General features: G+C 58.9%; 19 protein-coding genes. 6 read left to right on the top strand and 13 right to left on the bottom strand.

Annotated elements, in window-relative coordinates; genetic code table 11:
* Nucleotides 1-318: 318 nt before the first annotated feature.
* Complete coding sequence (locus tag ACLI1O_RS03270; RefSeq protein WP_239269420.1) at nt 319-768, top strand: hypothetical protein; 450 nt, start codon at nt 319-321, stop codon at nt 766-768.
* A 355-nt stretch (nt 769-1,123) separates the two neighbouring features.
* Here the strand turns inward: ACLI1O_RS03270 and ACLI1O_RS03265 are convergent, their stop codons facing one another.
* Both ACLI1O_RS03265 and ACLI1O_RS03260 read right to left on the bottom strand, forming a co-directional pair.
* A complete protein-coding gene (locus tag ACLI1O_RS03265; RefSeq protein WP_239269419.1) occupies nt 1,124-1,396 on the bottom strand; it encodes an anti-sigma factor in 273 nt (90 codons plus the stop codon).
* Complete coding sequence (locus ACLI1O_RS03260; RefSeq protein WP_239269418.1) at nt 1,396-1,998, bottom strand: sigma-70 family RNA polymerase sigma factor; 603 nt, start codon at nt 1,996-1,998, stop codon at nt 1,396-1,398. Before ACLI1O_RS03260 ends, ACLI1O_RS03265 begins: the two co-directional genes overlap by 1 nt.
* Nucleotides 1,999-2,034: 36 nt before the next feature.
* On the opposite strand from ACLI1O_RS03260, the gene ybaK reads away from it, so the two are divergent.
* Nucleotides 2,035-2,541 (top strand): Cys-tRNA(Pro) deacylase, encoded by a 507-nt coding sequence (gene ybaK / locus ACLI1O_RS03255; RefSeq protein ID WP_239269417.1) that lies wholly within the window; start codon nt 2,035-2,037, stop codon nt 2,539-2,541.
* Here ybaK and ACLI1O_RS03250 read toward each other — a convergent pair.
* Nucleotides 2,524-3,174, bottom strand: coding sequence for an SOS response-associated peptidase (locus ACLI1O_RS03250; RefSeq protein ID WP_239269416.1), 651 nt, complete (start codon nt 3,172-3,174; stop codon nt 2,524-2,526). The genes ybaK and ACLI1O_RS03250 overlap by 18 nt on opposite strands.
* On the opposite strand from ACLI1O_RS03250, the gene aroA reads away from it, so the two are divergent.
* Both aroA and rsgA read left to right on the top strand, forming a co-directional pair.
* Nucleotides 3,173-4,474, top strand: coding sequence for a 3-phosphoshikimate 1-carboxyvinyltransferase (gene aroA / locus ACLI1O_RS03245; RefSeq protein ID WP_411706961.1), 1,302 nt, complete (start codon nt 3,173-3,175; stop codon nt 4,472-4,474). The genes ACLI1O_RS03250 and aroA overlap by 2 nt on opposite strands.
* Nucleotides 4,467-5,501: a ribosome small subunit-dependent GTPase A gene (gene rsgA / locus ACLI1O_RS03240; RefSeq protein ID WP_411706960.1), complete on the top strand. Its 1,035-nt coding sequence runs from the start codon at nt 4,467-4,469 to the stop codon at nt 5,499-5,501. The genes aroA and rsgA overlap by 8 nt, the downstream gene beginning before the upstream one ends.
* A gap of 6 nt (nt 5,502-5,507) precedes the next feature.
* Here rsgA and ACLI1O_RS03235 read toward each other — a convergent pair whose 3' ends face one another.
* A complete protein-coding gene (locus ACLI1O_RS03235) occupies nt 5,508-6,023 on the bottom strand; it encodes a DUF6912 family protein (protein ID WP_411706959.1) in 516 nt (171 codons plus the stop codon).
* Nucleotides 6,023-6,433 (bottom strand): HAD-IA family hydrolase, encoded by a 411-nt coding sequence (locus ACLI1O_RS03230; protein ID WP_005281786.1) that lies wholly within the window; start codon nt 6,431-6,433, stop codon nt 6,023-6,025. Before ACLI1O_RS03230 ends, ACLI1O_RS03235 begins: the two co-directional genes overlap by 1 nt.
* A gap of 176 nt (nt 6,434-6,609) precedes the next feature.
* Here ACLI1O_RS03230 and ACLI1O_RS03225 point away from each other — a divergent pair, with 176 nt between their 5' ends.
* Complete coding sequence (locus ACLI1O_RS03225) at nt 6,610-6,993, top strand: hypothetical protein (RefSeq protein WP_239269413.1); 384 nt, start codon at nt 6,610-6,612, stop codon at nt 6,991-6,993.
* Nucleotides 6,994-7,072: 79 nt separating this feature from the next.
* On the opposite strand, the gene secA is transcribed toward ACLI1O_RS03225, so the two are convergent.
* The 8 genes from secA to ACLI1O_RS03185 all read right to left on the bottom strand — a co-directional run bounded on the left by secA (nt 7,073) and on the right by ACLI1O_RS03185 (nt 16,765).
* Nucleotides 7,073-9,658, bottom strand: a complete 2,586-nt coding sequence (secA, locus tag ACLI1O_RS03220) for a preprotein translocase subunit SecA (protein ID WP_349857155.1) — start codon at nt 9,656-9,658, stop codon at nt 7,073-7,075.
* A gap of 237 nt (nt 9,659-9,895) precedes the next feature.
* A complete protein-coding gene (hpf, locus tag ACLI1O_RS03215) occupies nt 9,896-10,540 on the bottom strand; it encodes a ribosome hibernation-promoting factor, HPF/YfiA family (RefSeq protein ID WP_023025625.1) in 645 nt (214 codons plus the stop codon).
* Nucleotides 10,541-10,676: 136 nt separating this feature from the next.
* A complete protein-coding gene (locus ACLI1O_RS03210) occupies nt 10,677-11,117 on the bottom strand; it encodes a ComF family protein (RefSeq protein ID WP_411706958.1) in 441 nt (146 codons plus the stop codon).
* Between the two features lie 245 nt (nt 11,118-11,362).
* Nucleotides 11,363-13,108 (bottom strand): MtrAB system accessory lipoprotein LpqB, encoded by a 1,746-nt coding sequence (lpqB, locus tag ACLI1O_RS03205; protein ID WP_411706957.1) that lies wholly within the window; start codon nt 13,106-13,108, stop codon nt 11,363-11,365.
* Nucleotides 13,109-14,947, bottom strand: a complete 1,839-nt coding sequence (gene mtrB, locus ACLI1O_RS03200) for an MtrAB system histidine kinase MtrB (protein WP_411707037.1) — start codon at nt 14,945-14,947, stop codon at nt 13,109-13,111.
* Nucleotides 14,948-15,037: 90 nt separating this feature from the next.
* The gene (gene mtrA / locus ACLI1O_RS03195) at nt 15,038-15,730 is read right to left on the bottom strand and encodes an MtrAB system response regulator MtrA (protein WP_005281774.1); all 693 of its coding nucleotides are present in this window, start codon (nt 15,728-15,730) and stop codon (nt 15,038-15,040) included.
* A gap of 3 nt (nt 15,731-15,733) precedes the next feature.
* Nucleotides 15,734-16,348, bottom strand: coding sequence for a dTMP kinase (locus ACLI1O_RS03190; protein WP_411706956.1), 615 nt, complete (start codon nt 16,346-16,348; stop codon nt 15,734-15,736).
* 63 nt (nt 16,349-16,411) lie between these two features.
* A complete protein-coding gene (locus ACLI1O_RS03185) occupies nt 16,412-16,765 on the bottom strand; it encodes a DUF4259 domain-containing protein (RefSeq protein ID WP_023025612.1) in 354 nt (117 codons plus the stop codon).
* Nucleotides 16,766-16,977: 212 nt separating this feature from the next.
* On the opposite strand from ACLI1O_RS03185, the gene ACLI1O_RS03180 reads away from it, so the two are divergent.
* Nucleotides 16,978-17,850: a hypothetical protein gene (locus tag ACLI1O_RS03180; RefSeq protein WP_005277506.1), complete on the top strand. Its 873-nt coding sequence runs from the start codon at nt 16,978-16,980 to the stop codon at nt 17,848-17,850.
* Nucleotides 17,851-17,882 lie beyond the last annotated feature (32 nt).

The raw sequence follows: 17,882 nt of genomic DNA, 5'->3' as shown, positions 1-17,882 counted from the left end.
AATTGATGGAGTAGAGACATACTAAATCTTGCTGACACCAGAAACCGATTTAGGCGCATAATTATCCTCGGGGCAGCGATTCTCGCCTTCTTCACTTCGACAACATCTCTGCTGCACCCCACAGAGCCGAATCTTGAATCCTCAGGACACAACAGCCAAATCTTCGTTGTAGAAAAGTGAATGCTGGAATACACTCGATCGTCTAAGAAGACAGCAAAACTGGGTACTGGGCTATATCCGCAACCTGTTTTCGACAAGACTTTAAATCAATATTCAGGGGCTTGGGTTATACGCCCTGCATAGCCCGAAAGGAATCTCATGTGGCTTGACGGATACCATCAGCAATTCGGAAATAGGCTGGAAGACTTCCTTTCAACAACAGTCCCCACGACACTTGCAGACCTTACGCCTCTTCAGCGCAAGCAGGTCACCGATGGCACAAAAGAGTTTCCCTTCGAGATCGTACTCGAAATCTTAAACTCTAAACACAGCTATGAAGAGAAAGCATCCCGCATCCTCGCCATCAACGGCACATGGATGAATGCGATGTCAGGGAGTCAGTGGGCACTTGGCCCTTTAAGTAGCACGGCCTACTCCGAAAGAGTAGGTATAGGCATCAGATGGGGCGAGATCGCTTTTTCACCGTTGCTAAACATCGCAGAAAACCTTATCGATACGTATCCCATCTGGCCGGGCGTACTCATGGAATTTGCTCACATGCAAGAAGACAATCGTGATTACTACCGCCAGCGAATTCAGAAAAACTAGCGCTGGTACCACCAGAGAGGTACCAGCCCCAAAAACAGAACCCGTTCTTCAACTATTCGCAGGATGCGTATTTACCAGTCGGGGCCGGACATGACCCCAGAAAATGGACACGTCAGGGCTAGGCCCCTACTATTTGCCTATCCACTCGCATTACGCCCCAGGGCGTGTGGGTAGGGTTTGACTCGCGGGTTGACCGCTGCGAGTGCGATCCTATGGAAAATTTTTTCTACAGCACCGCTTCGGCAGAGGGCGCCTGACGGTAAGTATGCTTGCTTCTGAACTGGATGAGGAAACACGGCAGTACGAACTGTCCCGACTCTTGTTGCGAGACGTTCGCAGCTCTGAAGGGCGCTTCTTACCAGCGGGATTCGATCTCCGTAATTTCTATCGAGATGCGGCGGCGCAGCGATTGCGGTGCCTTAGCTTGGCCGGCACAGCAATTGCGCACGAGGGAGCGGACGAGCTCTTCGCGCTCTAGTCGTTGCTGGCAAAAATCACATTGGGCGATGTGCTCGCGGATGGCTAAAGCGCGGGCGTAGGTCGTGGATTCATCGAGAAGCTCGCAAAATAGGTTGTGTACCTCAGTGGAGCTACACGCACCACAGTTCTTTCCGGTTGCGCCTTCCATTACTTCTCCTCCATGTCCGGGTGTTCTAATCCAATTCCTTGTTCACGTGCTACGTCCTTCAACGCCTTGCGGAGCATTTTTCTTCCACGATGTAGCCGGGACATCACCGTTCCCAATGGAGTATCCATGATTTCGGCGATTTCTTTGTACGCTAAGCCCTCCACATCGGAGTAGTAGACCACCATCCGGTAGTCCTCAGGTAGGTCATTAATGGCCTGCGAGATGGACCTATCTGGCATCTCTTTAAGCGCTGCCACCTCGGCGGATTCCAAGCCGGTGGAATCGTGTCCCGCGGTGGTATAGAGCTGAAAATCACTCAGATCATCGGCAGAAGACTCGGTAGGGCGCCGCTTCGCCTTGCGATAAGAGTTGATGTAGTTATTGGTCATGATGCGATACAGCCATGCCTTCAAATTCGTTCCCTGCTTAAAGGAATGAAAGGACTTATAAGCCTTGAGATAGGTCTCTTGCACCAAGTCTTCCGCGTCTTGCGGGTTTCGCGTCATGCGCAGCGCGCCGCCATAGAGCTGATCAAGCAGCGGGAGCGCTTCCTTTTCAAAGCGGCGCTGCAGCTCCTTTTCGCTCACTGTTTCTTTAACCACACAATCTATCCTAACGTCTCACGCTAAAATTCCTATATGGCCAAAAAGTCCCCGCATGCCGCTACCCCGGCCCTGAAAGTCATCGAAGATGCCGGAGTCAAGCACTCCGTATCCACCTTTGAAGCGGGCAAGGATCACTTTGGTGATCGTGCCGCGGCGGCCTTAGACGTAGAACCCGAGCGCGTGCTGAAAACGCTCATTATCGATCTCACTGCGGGCAAAGGTCCGCGCCGCGAGCTGGCGGTATGCGTGATTCCCACGACGCACCATTTAAGCCTCAAGAAGGCAGCCGCTGCCCTTGGCGTATCTAAGGCAGCCATGGCGCAGGTGCACGATGCCGAGAAATCCTCAGGCTACGTGCATGGCGGCATTTCCCCGCTCGGACAAAAGAACCCGCTGCCCACGGTGATCGAGGAATCCGCGGTGCTTTTCGATACTGTCTTTATATCCGGCGGCCGCCGCGGCCTAGATATCGAGCTCAACGCAGAAGAACTCGCGCACTTGTGCGGGGCCGACTTTGCCGATCTACTGGCGGATGAGTAGCTCCGGGTAGTCATTGGAGACAGTCCCCACGGCCTTATCCACCGCGTGGTAGTCGAATCCCCGCAGGCCAGTGGGCACTAGCAGCTCCTTAGCTTCGTCGGCGCTGCCCTCGAGCCAGGTGCGCATCTCCTCCGGCGCCAAAAATCGCGGCAAGCGGTGGTGCAGCCACTCCATCTCTTCGGTAGCCGCGGTGGTCACGATGGTGGCAGAGAGCCGATCCAGCCCGGTATCCCAGAGCCCCGCGGCCCACAGCAGGCCCTGGTCGGGATGGACGTAGTACGGCGTCTTGGTGGAGCCATCCTTGTGCCACTCGTAATAGCCGTTCATGGGGATAAGGCAGCGCTGGGATTTAAAGGCCGTGCGAAAAGACGGCTTGCTCGCCACCGTTTCTGCCCGGGCATTAAAAAGCGGCGGGCCATCCATGTCTTTCTTCCACTGCGGCAACAGCGCCCACCGCGCGGGTTCGACTTCCGCCAGTTCTTCGCGCACGCGCACGATGGGAATGGGCTGAGTAGGGGCAATGTTATATCGCGGCCCGGGCGTGCCCTGTGGGGCGTGGACTTCCTGGACACCTGGGAGGTTTCCCACCTCATCGAGGAGGGACTCGGTAAAAAGAACGAATCTTCCGCACATGGCCTCTATTATGGACACTATGTCTCAACCTTGGACCGCCCCGCTGGCTACCAGCCCCGTTACGGGGGAACACCAGGTGCCAGGATCGAAATCGATTACCAATCGCGCCTTCATCCTGGCCGCGCTGGCTGATTCCCCGTCCATCCTGCACGCCCCGCTGGTATCGCGCGATACGCAACTGATGGAGGACGCACTCAGTGCCATGGGGGTTCGCTTCACCCATGACGGCGCCAATATCCACGTCCAGCCTGGGAAGCTGCACGGTGCCAGGGTGGATTGCGGGCTGGCCGGCACCGTGATGCGCTTTGTGCCGCCGGTCGCAGCGCTGGCGGATGGCCCGGTGCGCGTCGATGGCGATAAGCAGGCCTATAACCGCCCCATGTCCACGACGCTGGATGCGCTGCGCAGCCTCGGCGTCGATGTGGAAGGAGGTAGCCTTCCCTTTACGGTGTCCTCCAACGGCGTGCCAGAAGGCGGCAAAGTCACCATCGATGCTTCTGGTTCTTCCCAGTTCGTCTCCGGCCTGCTGCTGAGCGGGGCGCGCTTTTCCCAGGGCATCCAGCTCACCCACGAGGGCGGCCAGCTGCCATCTATGCCGCACGTGGAAATGACGGTGGGCATGCTGCGCCAGGCGGGCGTGCGCGTGGATTCGGATGGCACCACGTGGACGGTGCACCCCGGCCCCATCGCCGGCCGCGAATGGTTCATCGAGCCGGATCTCTCCAATGCCACGCCGTTCCTCGCCGCAGCGGCGGTCACCGGCGGGCGCCTGACCATCAAGAATTGGCCGGCGAATACCACCCAGCCGGGCGATGCCATCCGCCAGATCCTGCTGGATATGGGCGTGATGGTAACCCAGGAGCACAACAGCGTCACAGCAGAGGGCAACCCGGCGGGAAGGTTGCAGGGCATCGAGCGCAATATGGGCGATATCGGGGAGCTTACCCCCACCGTTGCAGCCTTGTGTGCGCTCGCGGAAACGCCGTCGCGGCTCACGGGCATCGCCCACCTGCGCGGCCACGAGACCGACCGTTTGCAGGCGCTCGCGGCGAATATCAATGCACTGGGTGGTAGGGTCACCGAGCTTGACGATGGCCTGGTGATCGAACCCGCCGAACTCCACGGCGGCGATTGGCCGTGCTATGCCGATCACCGCATGGCCACCGCCGGTGCCATTCTGGGGTTGAAAGTCCCTGATATCCAGATTGAGGATATTTCCACCACTTCCAAGACCTTGCCCGGTTTCGCCCGCATGTGGGAGACGATGCTGCACCCCGACCAACAGGATTTACATGGCTAGACGTTTCGGTTCCTTTGATGAATCTGATGTGCGCGTGCGCCCCGGCAAGGGCTCGCGCCCGCGCACCAAGGATCGACCCAAGCACAAAAATGCCAAATACGGCATGGTAATCACCAAGGACCGCGGGCGGTGGGGCGTTGCGCTTGACGATGGCCCCCAAGTCACCGCCATGCGCGCCCGCGAGCTGGGCCGCACCGCCATCGAGGTCGGTGACCGCGTCGGCGTGGTTGGTGATACCTCTGGTGCCAAGGACACGCTGGCGCGCATCGTCAAGCTGGCGGATCGCACCTCCGTGTTGCGCCGCACCGCCGATGACACGGATCCGTATGAGCGCATCGTGGTGGCCAATGCCGATCAATTGCTGATCGTTTCCGCCGTGGCCGATCCGCCCCCGCGATCCGGCTTTGTCGAGCGCGCCTTGATTGCCGCGTTCGTGGGCAACCTCCACCCCATCTTGTGCCTGACCAAGACGGATCTCGCAGATCCAACGCCGTTTGCAGAAGAATTCGCCGACCTAAACGTCACGGTGGTCGAAGCCGGGGTCGAGGATGGCCTAGATGCCGTGCGCGCGCAAGTAGATGGCCATATTACCGCGCTCATCGGGCATTCCGGGGTGGGCAAGTCCACGCTGGTTAACCGGCTGGTTCCAGACGCGGAAAGGGAAACGGGGGAAGTATCGGGCATCGGCAAGGGCCGACATACCTCGACGCAATCGGTGGCCCTCCCCTTGCCCACCGACGCCCCAGGAACCGAATCTCAGGGCGGCTGGATCATCGATACGCCGGGCATTCGCTCCTTCGGGCTGGCGCATGTGGACGCGGATACCGTCCTTGGCGTTTTCGAGGACCTCGCCGCGGCTATTGAGGAGTGCCCGCGCGGTTGTACGCACGCAGGGCCGCCGGCGGATCCGGAATGCGGGCTCGATGATCCAGAGATCATCCCCGAGGGCACCGCTACCGCCCGCCGCCGCGATGCGGTACGCGGGCTGCTACAAGCCCTGCGCACCAACGTGGAGTGGGAAAATTAGCGCGACTTAGAGCAATTCCACGAGGAACGGCAGCTCCGTTGGGTGGTAGAAGGCCATGAAATTATCCAGGGCATCACCCACCGCGAGCTCCGCGTCCTCATCGCCCAGGTCCGCGGAATCGATGGCTTCGATGGCCTTGGCGGTTGCCTCTTCGGATTCTTCGATATCCACGTGAATGGCGGCGAGGTTATCGGTGCCAAATTGCGCTGGCTGAAGCTCTACCACCGGCTCGCCCATATCTGGGCGCGGGGTGACTGCAGTGTCATCAACGTCGATAGAAATGACCACGCGACGGTGCGGGAACTTCTCCTCGTCCCCAATGGTCAACAGGCGCAGCGAGGCCATAGAGGCCTCAAGGAAGGCGGAGTAGGCGATCTCTTCTTCATCGCCTGCGGTATAAAAATCTCGCAGGGCTGGGGTGACCATGAAACCCCAACCGGAACGCGCCGCGAGCGTTCCAGTTTCTGCGAGCTCCGCCAGCATGGCATAGGTCGCCGGAATATAGACGCGGGCTTGAGCCACTAAAATTCCCCTTCAATATCGAATACAGCTTGAATTTCTACGGACACGCGGTCGAAGCTGGTGTACAAGAAACCGATCATTCCGGCATCGACGGCGGCGCGCACGTTAAGAATCGAATCATCGACCATGACGCAATCGCTCAAGGGCAGCTCGAGGGCATCGGCAGCCGCTTGGAAGGCCGCAACCTCCGGCTTTTCCGCCCCGATTTCTCCAGACAACACCACGGCATCAACGTTGCCGCGGTATTCCCACTCGCGAATGTGCTCAGCGCCGGAACCGCCCGGGTCATTAGACAAGATAGCGGTTGCGGCACCATTTGCCTTCGCCGCAGACAGCAGAGCCTTCCAGCGGCGATTGTCCTCTTCAGCGCCATCGAGGACGCCGACATAGTCAACGATGAGACCACGCATAATTTTTAATCCTTCAGTACACGAATACTTTGTAACTCCCGAAAGTATAGCGAACTGCGCTTATATTCTCGCCCGCCTCATACAGGAAACTGCCAGAAATAGCGCGCGCAGCGCCCCCATGAGATAATTATCACGCGTTCGCCTCCTGCCTTTTTCGCAGGAGCACTCATTTCACCATGTATGAGCCCATTCCCGGCTACTCTCACCTCAAGCTGTATATCGCCCCGCACCGCATCCATTACGGCCGCCTCCCCACAACGGCCGAGGTTGCCGCCCAGCACCATATCCAAGCCTGGGTCGTCTTCATCCTTGAGGTCGCCGCCGGCTACCGCCCCATTGCCCACCTCAATTCCCCGCGCTTTTCGGATTCCATCCGCCTGCACATTGGCTCCTGGGTGCACCGCCGGGAAAGCCCCTATGACACCGATGCCTTGCGCCTTACCAGCCTGCACGCGCGACCCAACGGCGAATACTTCGGTTCCGCGGTCATCGGCACTCACCGCCACGCCTTTACCGGCTCCGCCACTGACCAAGGGCTACGCTCGTTTCGGCTGCTCTAAAACTAACAGCGCCCCTCCCGCTTCCCCACCGCGCAAGGACGGGGAGGAAGAGGAAGGGGCGTGATAGGACGTTGAAGCGTTATGCCTCTACGGTTTCTTGGCCTGCAGGACCAGAGCCCGAGTCACCGCCGGATTCTTGGTTTTCTTCCTGCTGCTTGAACTGCTTGCGCAGCATGAATAGCTGGCGCACGGTTTCTTCCTTCACGCCTTCATTCATGGCATTGAACATATCGCCACCCTCCTTCTGGTATTCCACCAGCGGGTCGCGCTGCGCCATCGCGCGCAGGCCGATGCCCTCCTTGAGGTAGTCCATCTCATAGAGGTGCTCGCGCCACTTCTGGTCAATAATCGGCAGGATCACCATGCGCTCGGTATTGCGCATCTGCTTGTCGCCGCCGATGGCAGAAACGGCTTCCTCCAACTTGTCGTACTCCCGGTTCGCGTCGGTAACGAGGGCATCGCGCAGCTGCTCCGCAGTGAGCTCGCCTGGGGAACCGTACTCGGAGCCTTCCACGAGTTCCTCCGGGGACATCGTGGGGCCGTAGAGCGCCTCAAGGGCGTTCCAGAGTTCCTCGAGGTTCCAGTCTTCGACATAACCGGTGGCGGTAGCACCCGCGACGTAGGCAGAAACCGTGTCATCGATCATGGTGCGGATATCGTCCTTGATGTCATCGGCATCGAGGATGGAATAGCGCGTGGAGTAGACCACCTTGCGCTGCTCATTGAGCACCTCATCGTACTTCAGCACGTTCTTGCGCATCTCGAAGTTTTGATTCTCCACCTGCGCCTGGGCGCCCTTAATGGAGTTCGAGACCATCTTGGCCTCGATGGGGACATCATCAGGCACGTTGAGGCGATTCATCATGTGCTCCATGGACTGGCCCACAAAACGCACCATCAATTCATCGCGCATGGACAGGTAGAATCGGGTCTCGCCCGGGTCACCCTGACGGCCGGTACGGCCGCGCAGCTGGTTATCAATGCGGCGGGACTCGTGGCGCTCGGTGCCCAAGACATAGAGCCCGCCCGATTCGCGCACCTCATCACCCAAGCGCTTCGAGCGCTCCTTCTCACCGTCGATCTCGGCTTCCCAGGCCTCCTGGTACTTTTCCTCATCCTCAAAGGGATCGAGGCCGCGTTCGCGCAGCTTCTCATCGAGGATGACCTCCGGGTTACCGCCGAGCACGATATCGGTACCACGACCGGCCATGTTGGTTGCCACGGTCACGGTGCCGGGGCGGCCCGCACGGGCAATGATCTGGCCCTCTTCTTCGTGGTGCTTGGCGTTGAGCACGTTGTGCTGCACGCCGCGCTTGCTAAGCAACTGCGACAAGTATTCGGAGCGCTCCACAGAGGTGGTACCAACCAAGACCGGCTGGCCGTTTTCGACGTGTTCTGCAATATCATCAACCACCGCGGCAAATTTTGCCTCTTGCGTCTTGTAAATGCGGTCCGAGTGGTCGGTGCGCTGGTTCGGCTTATTGGTAGGAATGGGAACCACATCCAGCCCATAGATGGAATGCAGCTCCGCGGCTTCCGTCTCCGCGGTACCGGTCATGCCGGAAATTTTTTCATAGAGACGGAAGAAGTTCTGAAGGGTAACCGTCGCCAGCGTCTGGTTTTCGTTTTTGATCTCCACCTGCTCCTTGGCCTCAATGGCCTGGTGCATGCCTTCGTTATAGCGACGTCCTGCCAAAACGCGGCCGGTAAAGCCATCCACGATCATCACTTCGCCGTTGCGAACGATGTAGTCCTTATCGCGGGTAAAGAGCTCCTTGGCCTTCAACGCGTTATTGAGGTAGGAAACCAACTGGGAGTGCTCCGGCGCGTAGAGGTTATCAATGCCGAGCTGATCTTCGACGTATTCCACGCCCTCTTCCAAGACGCCGATGGTGCGCTTTTTGTGGTCCACTTCGTAGTGGATGCCCTCGCGCATGCGCGGCGCCAGCTGGGCAAAGACGCCGTAGAACTGGGAGGAGCCATCAACCGGGCCGGAGATGATGAGTGGGGTACGGGCTTCATCGATAAGAATCGAGTCCACCTCATCCACGATGCAGAAATTGTGTCCGCGCTGAACTACATCATTAAGGGTGCGCACCATGTTATCGCGTAGGTAATCAAAGCCCAGCTCATTATTGGTGCCGTAGGTGATGTCGCAGTCATAGGCTTCCTTGCGCTCTTGCGGGCGCATTTCTGCCAAGATTACGCCCACGGACAGGCCCAACCAGCGGTGCACACGGCCCATCATCTCGGCGTCGCGCTTGGCCAAGTAGTCATTGACCGTGACAATGTGTACGCCCTCGCCCTCCAAAGCGTTGAGGTAAGCAGGCAACAAGGAGGTCAGGGTCTTACCCTCACCGGTACGCATCTCTGCAACATTGCCAAAGTGCAGGGCGGCGCCGCCCATGATCTGCACGGGGTAGTGCTTTTGCCCTAGGACGCGCCAAGCGGCTTCGCGGACGGTAGCAAAAGCATCGAGCAAGATGTCGTTCTTTTCTTCGCCATCCTTGAGGCGAGTTTTGAACTCGTCAGTCTTGGCCTTTAGCTCATCGTCCGAAAGCTCCGCGTACTGATCCTCGAGTGCAATTACATCGTCTGCAATCTTGCCCAGGCGCTTGACCGTACGGCCTTCGCCCGCGCGCAGCAGCTTGGAAAGTCCAAACACTATTCGTTAGTCCTTCTTATCGCGACACATTCGTTAACTTCCCGCAATTGTACTCACGCCGCTGGCCTTGTCGCGTTCTACCCGCCCTTAAACGATAGTGATTTCACACTAAGGACACTAAGAAAACAGATAACTCACAGCATGACAAATCCCCCTTCCCCACCTCATCGAGCAATAGCCCGATTGGTAGGAAGGGGGAATAAAGAGGTTTAGCGCTCTAGGCGGGCGCCGGAGGCTCTAGCCCTCTGCATCCTCAGACAAGGAGATGATGCCGTAGTCGAAAGCGTGGCGGCGGTAGACCACGGATGGCTTGTTGTTTTCCTCATTGACAAAGAGGAAGAAATCGTGACCAACCAGCTCCATTTCACTCAGGGCATCGTCCACGCTCATCGGGGTGGCCGGGTGTTCCTTGGTGCGCACGATCTGGCCGGGGCGAACATCCTCGACGGTCTCGGCATAAGGATCAACCAAGCGCTCTTCCTTGGCGCGCTGTGCTTCTGCCTCCGCAACCATCTCGGCGGCGATTTCGCCGGTGCCCTTCTGTGCGCGGTGGCCGCCCTTGACGTATTCACGGCGCACCTTCACCTTGCGCAGGGAGCGTTCCATCTTCCCCATCGCGGTTTCCAGCGCTGCGTAGAAGGAGTCTTCCTTAGCCTCTGCGCGGGCGATGTGGCCTTTACCGGTCGCAGTGATCTGGATGCGGTCGGACTCTGCTTCGCGGCGTGGGTTTGGCTCGTGCTGCAACTCCACGTGGAAGAAGGTCAATGTGGGATCAAGGCGTTCAATCTTGGCCAGCTTTTCATTGACGCGCTCTTGGAAGTGTTCCGGAACTTCAACGTTACGGCCCGTAATCGTTACCTGAGCATTATTTGGCTGGGACATTGAGATGCCTCCCTTTGGTAGTGGGGACTAGAAACAATCACAGTAACTGTTCCTCTGTGACACCTTTAATAATACCAGTGGTTATGACCTGATGGCGTTAGGGGGTAACACCGTGCACCCTACTGTGTGATGTACCTTAAGCATCTGCGAAGGCCAATGCCCCATAGACTGTGGCGCCGGCGGCGCGTAGGGCCGCCATACTGGCCGCAAGGGTGGCGCCGGTGGTTATAACGTCATCGACAAGCAGCGCCGGCTTACCGTTCACTGGGGCGCAAACCCCCACTCGCCCCTGTAGATTCGCCCATCTATCCTGCGCATTGAGCTCAGATTGATCCTCGGTATTCGCGCCCATGATAAGCGCCTCGCGCACCTGCAGGGACCGTTGCCCGCGCGCCGCACCCTGGCACACGGCCGTCACGGGATCGCCGCCGCGCCTGCGCGCAGAGCGGCGACGAGTAGGTGCCGGCACTAGGCACAGCTCGCGGGGAATCTCGCCGCGGGCAGCCAAGTGCGCCACGCCCGCGGCCACCACCGCACCGATATAATCGCGCACCTCCCTATTGCCCTGTTCCTTCATGCTGATGATGATATTTCGGCGAATGTCCGAATAGGACCCCAGGGCAAATACCGGTGCCCCGAGCAGCCGCGGGCGGCTTACCAGGTAAGGAGGCTGGCGCAGGTGCTCCCGGCACTGCGCGCACAAAACATGTCCGGGCCCCCGCACACGCACGCGGAAAAATCAGTTCTCGCACGCTCACTGCGCACCACCGCCCCATCCCCGAAAGGCCTTTGCGGCGGCGCCACCTAGAGCGCAACCGCCTTCTAATCGGACACGATAGGCGAAGAACGCCGGCCCTGCAGGCCAGGCACCTCGCGCCAGTTCACCTCATCTACCACCGTGGCGGGAAGTTCCAACATGGCATGGGAATCCGTTATATAAAGCTTTGACGGCGAGGTCGCCACCGCGACTACTGGGGCGGTGATATTACCCGTCGGCATGGTAGATGCCGAAGAACCATCCTGCTCGATGCGCCATACCGGCGACTGCCCAGAGGACGTACCCACGATGAGCGAGCCATCGTTATTCCAATCCAGCGATAATGCCGAACCAGAGACCTCTGGACCCACCTCGCGGGCGTTGACGATGCGCTTATCGCCGCTGCTGGATTGGGCTACCGCAGCGATATAGACGTGGCCGTCAATGATCATCGCCGCGCGTGCGCCGCTATGGGAGAGCCGGATAACGGAGATTTCGCCCTCGATCTCATCAATGCTGCGGGCATCAACCTCGGATTCCGAAATCCGCCCGGTGGTCTTGGAACGCACGACGCGCACGATGCGGTCACCATCGACCACCGTCCAGGCGGCCTGCCCGTTGAATTCGAAGGTGGGCCGCGCCAGCGTCTTGCCGTCGACCGAGTCCTGCATGACGGAGCCGATTTCGCCCATTTGCAACTTGAAGTCACCACTAGACTTCCGGCTGACCGCCGCAATCATGCCGGAGTCGGTGACATCGACTGACTGCACATTGCCGCTCGAGCCCAAGGCACCAGTGATCGGCTCGGCCACCCCACTATCGACTTCCAGCACGTTGCCCTCGTTCAATGCGTACAGCGTGGACAGGGAATTGCTATTGATCTTGGGGTTATAGTCAGCAAAATCATCCACGCTGACTGTATCCATGCCTTCTACCAGGTTGCTGCCATCGGCCTTGACCTTGAAGGGGCCGATATGTCCGGCATCAGAAAGCGTCCAGACCAATTGCGCGGCAAAGCGGGTGCGGTCATTTTCATCCAGATCTGACAAGCCCTCGAACTGGTAGCCGTTTTCATTATCGTAGCCAGCAAAGGTGACCTTTTCATCCGCTGCCCGGCGGGTAGCCGGGGCAATGCTGCTGGACGGGCCTTCCATCAAGAGGGTAATCAGAGTGGACTCGGATTCTTCGCTGCCTTTATAGAGCCACCGGCGATCCGGGACGAGGACGTCATCGGTTTGTTTATAAAAATAGAGCGATTGCGGGGTGTAATGATTGCGCAGCTCATTGCGCTCAATAACCAATCCTGCCGGCAGCCCATTAATAAGCCACTGGTCATCCACCATTTTCATATCGATGGTAGCTTCGTAGCCTTCATTTTCCGGCACATACGCCCCACCGGATTTAAGCCGTCCAATGATGGTGCCCCGCACATTAAATGAGCGCACATCCTCCGCTGTGTTTTGTTTCTTATCGGGTGCGGTCACGATATCCAGGCTATCGACCACCATGACATCGCCCGAGGCATCCCACGCCCCGCGGGCGGTCTCCGTGAGGAATCCACGGGCCGCATCGTGATCATTGGTGGGAACGGCCGCAGCTCGGTAAAAATCGCGCAGGGTAAGGTCCGGGTCTGCCCCCACCTCTGGGGCAATGACTTCTTCCGGGCCATCGGGCTGATTGTGGTAGGTACCTACGACTTGGGGGCTCGTATCGTGCGGCAAGGTTGAGCAACCGGAAACAAAGCCCAGCGCCGCCACCGCGCCCACTGCGGTGCTCCGCCGCCACAATCCGTTGCGTACGACCGAATTCATTTATATATCCCCCTTAAAATCTGGCGCCTTATAGGAGCGCCTCTCTGGCGACGCGGCCCCGCGATTGTGCTCGCGTTCGGAGGGCCACAGGATGCCGTCACCATCTGACTCAGCTGCGTCAGCGGAGTCATCGTCGATGCCAATTCCACGACCTACCACTGAGCTATTGCTTGGCGATGCCCCACCAGCGGACGCTCCGCCCTTATCTTCCGCTGCACCATCCTCCGTTGCATCAGCTTCCGCTTCCCCAGCTTCCTCGGTACTAATATCCGCGTTACTAGCATTCGCGGCGCCAGTTGCGCCGCTGGGGTCGGCGGTAGCAGGGGCATCGGCAAGCGCAGCGTGCCCAGAGTCTGAAGCTGTGCCTGGGGCACCTGGAATCTCGCGGGAAATGGGCTCATCACCAATCTCGGTATTCGGCTCGCGCGGGATGATGAGGCGGAAACGGGAACCATAGCCGAATACGCCAAAGGCATCGAGCGTGCCGCCATGCAGGGCTGCATCCTCGCGGGCGATGGCAAGGCCTAGCCCGGTGCCGCCGGAGTGGCGCTTGCGGGAAGAATCCGCGCGCCAGAAGCGGTTGAATACTAGTTCTTCTTGTCCTGGTTTCAGGCCCACGCCGTGGTCCGTAACGGCCACGCCGACGGCCTTATCTGTGGTGGCAATATCGATCACCACAGGTTTGCCCTCGGAATGGTCGATGGCATTGGCCAAGAGGTTGCGCAAAATACGCTCGATGCGGCGCGAATCGGCCTGGATGGTAATCCGCTCGTCCGGCATATTGCGAACGACCTCCACGTCGAGCTTCTGCGCCAAGTGCTCGACCTGGCGGTAGGCAGCATCCACGCAAGAGCGCAGGTCAATGGCCGTGGTGGACAAGTCCGCCACGCCGGCATCGTGGCGGGAAATCTCCAACAGATCCGCCAGCAGCTCCTCGAAGCGGTCCAGCTCCCTGGACATGAGCTTGGAGGCACGCTGCGCGCCCGCAGGCAGGCTATCGGCCTCGGATTCGATGAGGTCTGCGGCCATGCGCACGGTGGTAATGGGTGTGCGCAGCTCATGCGAGACATCGGAAGTAAATTGCCGCTGCAAATCGCCGTATTCCTCTAGCTGCGCAATCTGGGAGGATAATTTATCCGCCATATTATTAAAGGATGCGGCAAGCCGGCCCATCTCATCGTCTCGGTCCACGGCCATGCGCTCCTTAAGGTGGCCGGCGGCCAGGCGCTGGGCGATGCGGGACGCGGACTTAATCGGGGTAATGACCTGCTGAGTAGCCAACCAGGCAATGCCCACCAGCAAGACCACGACCACCACGCCGGCGGCAGAGAGCAGGCCGCGCATAAGCGCCATCGTTGATTCTTCCGATTCCATGGAAAGGGCCAGGTAAACCTGCAAATTCGGAATCTCTGCATCAGTGGGCGTGCCCACCATGAGCGCGTTATAGTAATCGCCATTGCCGCGCGGGACAGGGTAATACTGCTGCGCAATCTGGTCCTGGCCCACCATCTTCCGCATTTGTTCCGGCACCGGGAAATCCTCCGGCGAGGTGGTGATGGATCCATCTTGGTTTTCCACCACGATGACGGGTTCATATACGGCCTGCGCATCGCCTTGTTGTGCAGAGAGCTGATCCAAGGAAGCGCGCGCGGAATTGATGCGCACCTGCACCGAGTTAGCGGAGCTGGTGGCATCGATTTGCTGCTCTACCGCCGTGCGGGCGCGCTCGAGTTCCTGCAGCGCCACGTCTTCTTTTTGGGATACCAACCGCTGGGTCAGCACGGAGACCAAGGCATAGGCCAAGATGATCATGACCACCGAGGAGGCGACCACAATCATGCCGATAACGCGCGCCTGCAATGAGGTGCGCAGCGTATCTACTATGGCGTCACGAATGCGCCGCAGGCGGTCCAGAATTCTGATGTTTCCTTACTCCCCGGCACCGGCCTTGCCGGTCTTATACCCCACGCCGCGCACCGTCAGCACGATCTGCGGATCTTCCGGATCGTGCTCGATCTTCGCGCGCAGGCGCTGCACGTGCACGTTAACCAAACGAGTATCGGAGGCATTGCGGTAGCCCCAAACGGATTCCAGCAGTGACTCGCGGGTATGCACCTGCCCTGGGTGCCGCGCCATTTCCAGCAGGAGATCGAACTCCAGCGGGGTCAGGTTCAATTCGGTGCCATCGGTACGGCGCACCGTATGTTCCGGCACGTCGATGATCAGGTCGGCGACCTCAAGGGTTTCCGGTTCCGCGGAATCGGTGCGGCGCAGGCGCGCCCGAATGCGGGCGATGAGCTCCTTCGGCTTAAAGGGCTTGGTGATGTAATCATCCGCGCCGGATTCAAGGCCCAAAACCACGTCCACGGTATCGGTCTTGGCGGTAAGCATGACGATGGGCACCGCGGATTCGCGCCGGATGGTGCGGCAGATATCCACACCATTCATGCCCGGCAGCATGAGATCCAAAAGGATGAGATCCGGTTCGTGCTCGCGGAAGGCAGGAACGGCATCGTTGCCATCCATGACGGGGACGGGGTTTAGTCCCTCAGATTCAAGGACAATGGTCAGCATTTCCGAGATCGCTGGATCATCATCCACAACCAAAATCGTTGGCGCCACGTTTTAATCTCCTACAAGGTCATTTATTGCTGCCGTAATAGTATCCGCATCGGCGGTGGCGATCCAGCACCCACCCCAACCGGATTCGACCAAGCGCCGGTAGGCGGCGGCGGTGCGCTCCTGTAATCCCCCATCGCGTTCATAGTGGTCGCGCTCGCGGGTGGAATCGCTAGCGGCTCGGGAGTGCGCTCTTGCCGATGCCACCTCCACCGCCGTATCCACATACACCTGCAGGTCTGCTTGTGGCAGGCCCAAGGTGCCAAATTCTAGGTCATAGACCCATTGGAAGAGGCTATCGTCGCGCAACCGGGCCGCGGAATAGGCAGCGTTGGAGGCTACATAGCGGTCTAGGATCACTACCTCGCGCGTTTGCTTCGCCGCCAGCAATTCCTCTTTTACCCCAAAGCGGTCGAGGGCGAAAAGCGTGGCCATACCGTAGGCCGAATCCGTAAGGTCGCCCATCTTTCCGTAGAGCGCCTCGCGCGCAAGCTGCGCGTGGATGGAGGTCTCATAACGCGGAAAGGAAACGGTTTTTACTGGGACTTGGAGGGCGTCCCGCACTGCGGTCGCAAGTGTATTTTTTCCGGCGCCATCAATGCCTTCAATGCTTATAAGCATGGTGAGATATGCAGAATCCTTTCTGCTCCTAGGCGGCGCCAGCGGCACCGAGGGAGGTGGGTTTTAAGAAAGCGCCTCGATAAACGGTTCCACGTCGTAGTCTTCTTCGACGGTATCCAGGATCTCAAGGGCATTTTCGGTCAGGGTATCGTCAACGGTTCCCACCAAGTCCCTAATATAGGGGTAGTCTTCAACGGTTTCGCTGGCGCTGAACGGCGCGCCCGCCCAAATGGCGGCGATCGTGGCCGCAGCGTGGGCGTTGAGCTGTTCTTCCTCGGTTAAATCGTTCTTGCTGCGAGCCACCTCGCAGGCATCCTGTACTGCGCGGATTACCCCTTCTTCATCGAGGTTTGCCAATTCATCTAGAAAATCCACGTTGAGATCGGTGCTAAAAATCTCTTCGTCCCAGCTGCTCATTTCTCACTCCTTCGACGGGTTTAGCGCCATTTATACACGCTTTTGCGGCGCAGAAAAATCGGGCATGAAAAGGATTGCATAGAAAATTCACTTTTCCATTTGAGCTTTGTTCACATATCACGGATTCTAAAGGCTGTCGCGAAAATTCCAATGCATGATACTCTCGTTATCAACTTGTTACCCACCCTATGTAACTAAGAAAGGAGGGCACGATGAAACCAGATTCACGTCGCGTGTACGTCTTCATCGTGCTCGGCCTTATCGCCGCCGTCGTCGTGGGAGTGGGTGTGTGGCGCATGAGCACGCCGAGCGCCCGTTACTCCAACGCCGCGAATGAGTCCCCTACCTCTACCGTGGCACCAAAAAATACTTCCGCTGAAGAATCGACGACATCGTCGACGCATAAGAAGCCTTCGACGGAAAACTCTGCCCCCGCAGAGGCCAATTCTGGCGCCGGTGAATCAGACCACCAGCACCCTGAATCAACGGACCCATACTTGGCGCCGAATGCCGTCACGCATCCCCACGCGGCCACCCGCCCTACCAAGGTGTACCGCCCCGAAAATGTGTACTCGCCAGGAACTTCCGTTAATAATGCCCCGTCTAACCAGGGCGGGCAGGTGCCGCAAAATGGTAACGGCACAGGCACCGGCACCATGCAGGCGGTCCCAGATAACCCCAGCAAGCCGGATAACCTAGCACCGTCGTCCCAGGCACCGAGCTCACCGGCTCCATCCCCTGCCCCGGGCGAAGAGAAGCCTGATCAAGGTGGCGAGCCCGGCAAGCCTGGTAAGCCGGAGGAGCCCGCCGAATCCGGTATCCCGGCGCCGCCAGCGACGCAGGCTCCGCACAAGCCTCGTCCCGAGTCGAGCACGCAGCGCACCCCGTCGGCTCCCGATGCCACTACAGAGGGACACGGTGCAGGAGCGGGCGCGCCTTCTGGTACACAGCAGACGAAAAATAAGTCCCACGCCGAGCCGCAGGCAACCGAGAAGCTTGTTCCTACGCAGCAGCCAGGAAACCAAGAACCCACGGATCTCCCGGCAACGGGAAGCTCAGCCGCCAGTTCTTCTGCTGCGCGCTAACTTTTCACCGCGGCTAGCGCCTAAAAATGCCC

The sequence above is a fragment of the Corynebacterium sp. LaCa78 genome (genome assembly GCF_046717505.1).
Classification (GTDB): domain Bacteria; phylum Actinomycetota; class Actinomycetes; order Mycobacteriales; family Mycobacteriaceae; genus Corynebacterium.
The sequence above is the reverse complement of the archived record's forward strand: the minus strand, read 5'-3'. Positions and strand labels throughout refer to the sequence as shown.

Bases quoted from the DNA above. Each gene is read 5' to 3' on its own strand.
- ACLI1O_RS03270 (WP_239269420.1), top strand. From the start codon at position 319: ATGTGGCTTGACGGATACCATCAGCAATTCGGAAATAGGCTGGAAGAC.
- ACLI1O_RS03265 (WP_239269419.1), bottom strand. From the start codon at position 1,396: ATGGAAGGCGCAACCGGAAAGAACTGTGGTGCGTGTAGCTCCACTGAG.
- ybaK (WP_239269417.1), top strand. From the start codon at position 2,035: ATGGCCAAAAAGTCCCCGCATGCCGCTACCCCGGCCCTGAAAGTCATC.
- aroA (WP_411706961.1), top strand. From the start codon at position 3,173: ATGGCCTCTATTATGGACACTATGTCTCAACCTTGGACCGCCCCGCTG.
- ACLI1O_RS03250 (WP_239269416.1), bottom strand. From the start codon at position 3,174: ATGTGCGGAAGATTCGTTCTTTTTACCGAGTCCCTCCTCGATGAGGTG.
- rsgA (WP_411706960.1), top strand. From the start codon at position 4,467: ATGGCTAGACGTTTCGGTTCCTTTGATGAATCTGATGTGCGCGTGCGC.
- ACLI1O_RS03230 (WP_005281786.1), bottom strand. From the start codon at position 6,433: ATGCGTGGTCTCATCGTTGACTATGTCGGCGTCCTCGATGGCGCTGAA.
- ACLI1O_RS03225 (WP_239269413.1), top strand. From the start codon at position 6,610: ATGTATGAGCCCATTCCCGGCTACTCTCACCTCAAGCTGTATATCGCC.
- hpf (WP_023025625.1), bottom strand. From the start codon at position 10,540: ATGTCCCAGCCAAATAATGCTCAGGTAACGATTACGGGCCGTAACGTT.
- ACLI1O_RS03210 (WP_411706958.1), bottom strand. From the start codon at position 11,117: ATGAAGGAACAGGGCAATAGGGAGGTGCGCGATTATATCGGTGCGGTG.
- lpqB (WP_411706957.1), bottom strand. From the start codon at position 13,108: ATGAATTCGGTCGTACGCAACGGATTGTGGCGGCGGAGCACCGCAGTG.
- mtrB (WP_411707037.1), bottom strand. From the start codon at position 14,947: ATGATTGTGGTCGCCTCCTCGGTGGTCATGATCATCTTGGCCTATGCC.
- ACLI1O_RS03190 (WP_411706956.1), bottom strand. From the start codon at position 16,348: ATGCTTATAAGCATTGAAGGCATTGATGGCGCCGGAAAAAATACACTT.
- ACLI1O_RS03185 (WP_023025612.1), bottom strand. From the start codon at position 16,765: ATGAGCAGCTGGGACGAAGAGATTTTTAGCACCGATCTCAACGTGGAT.
- ACLI1O_RS03180 (WP_005277506.1), top strand. From the start codon at position 16,978: ATGAAACCAGATTCACGTCGCGTGTACGTCTTCATCGTGCTCGGCCTT.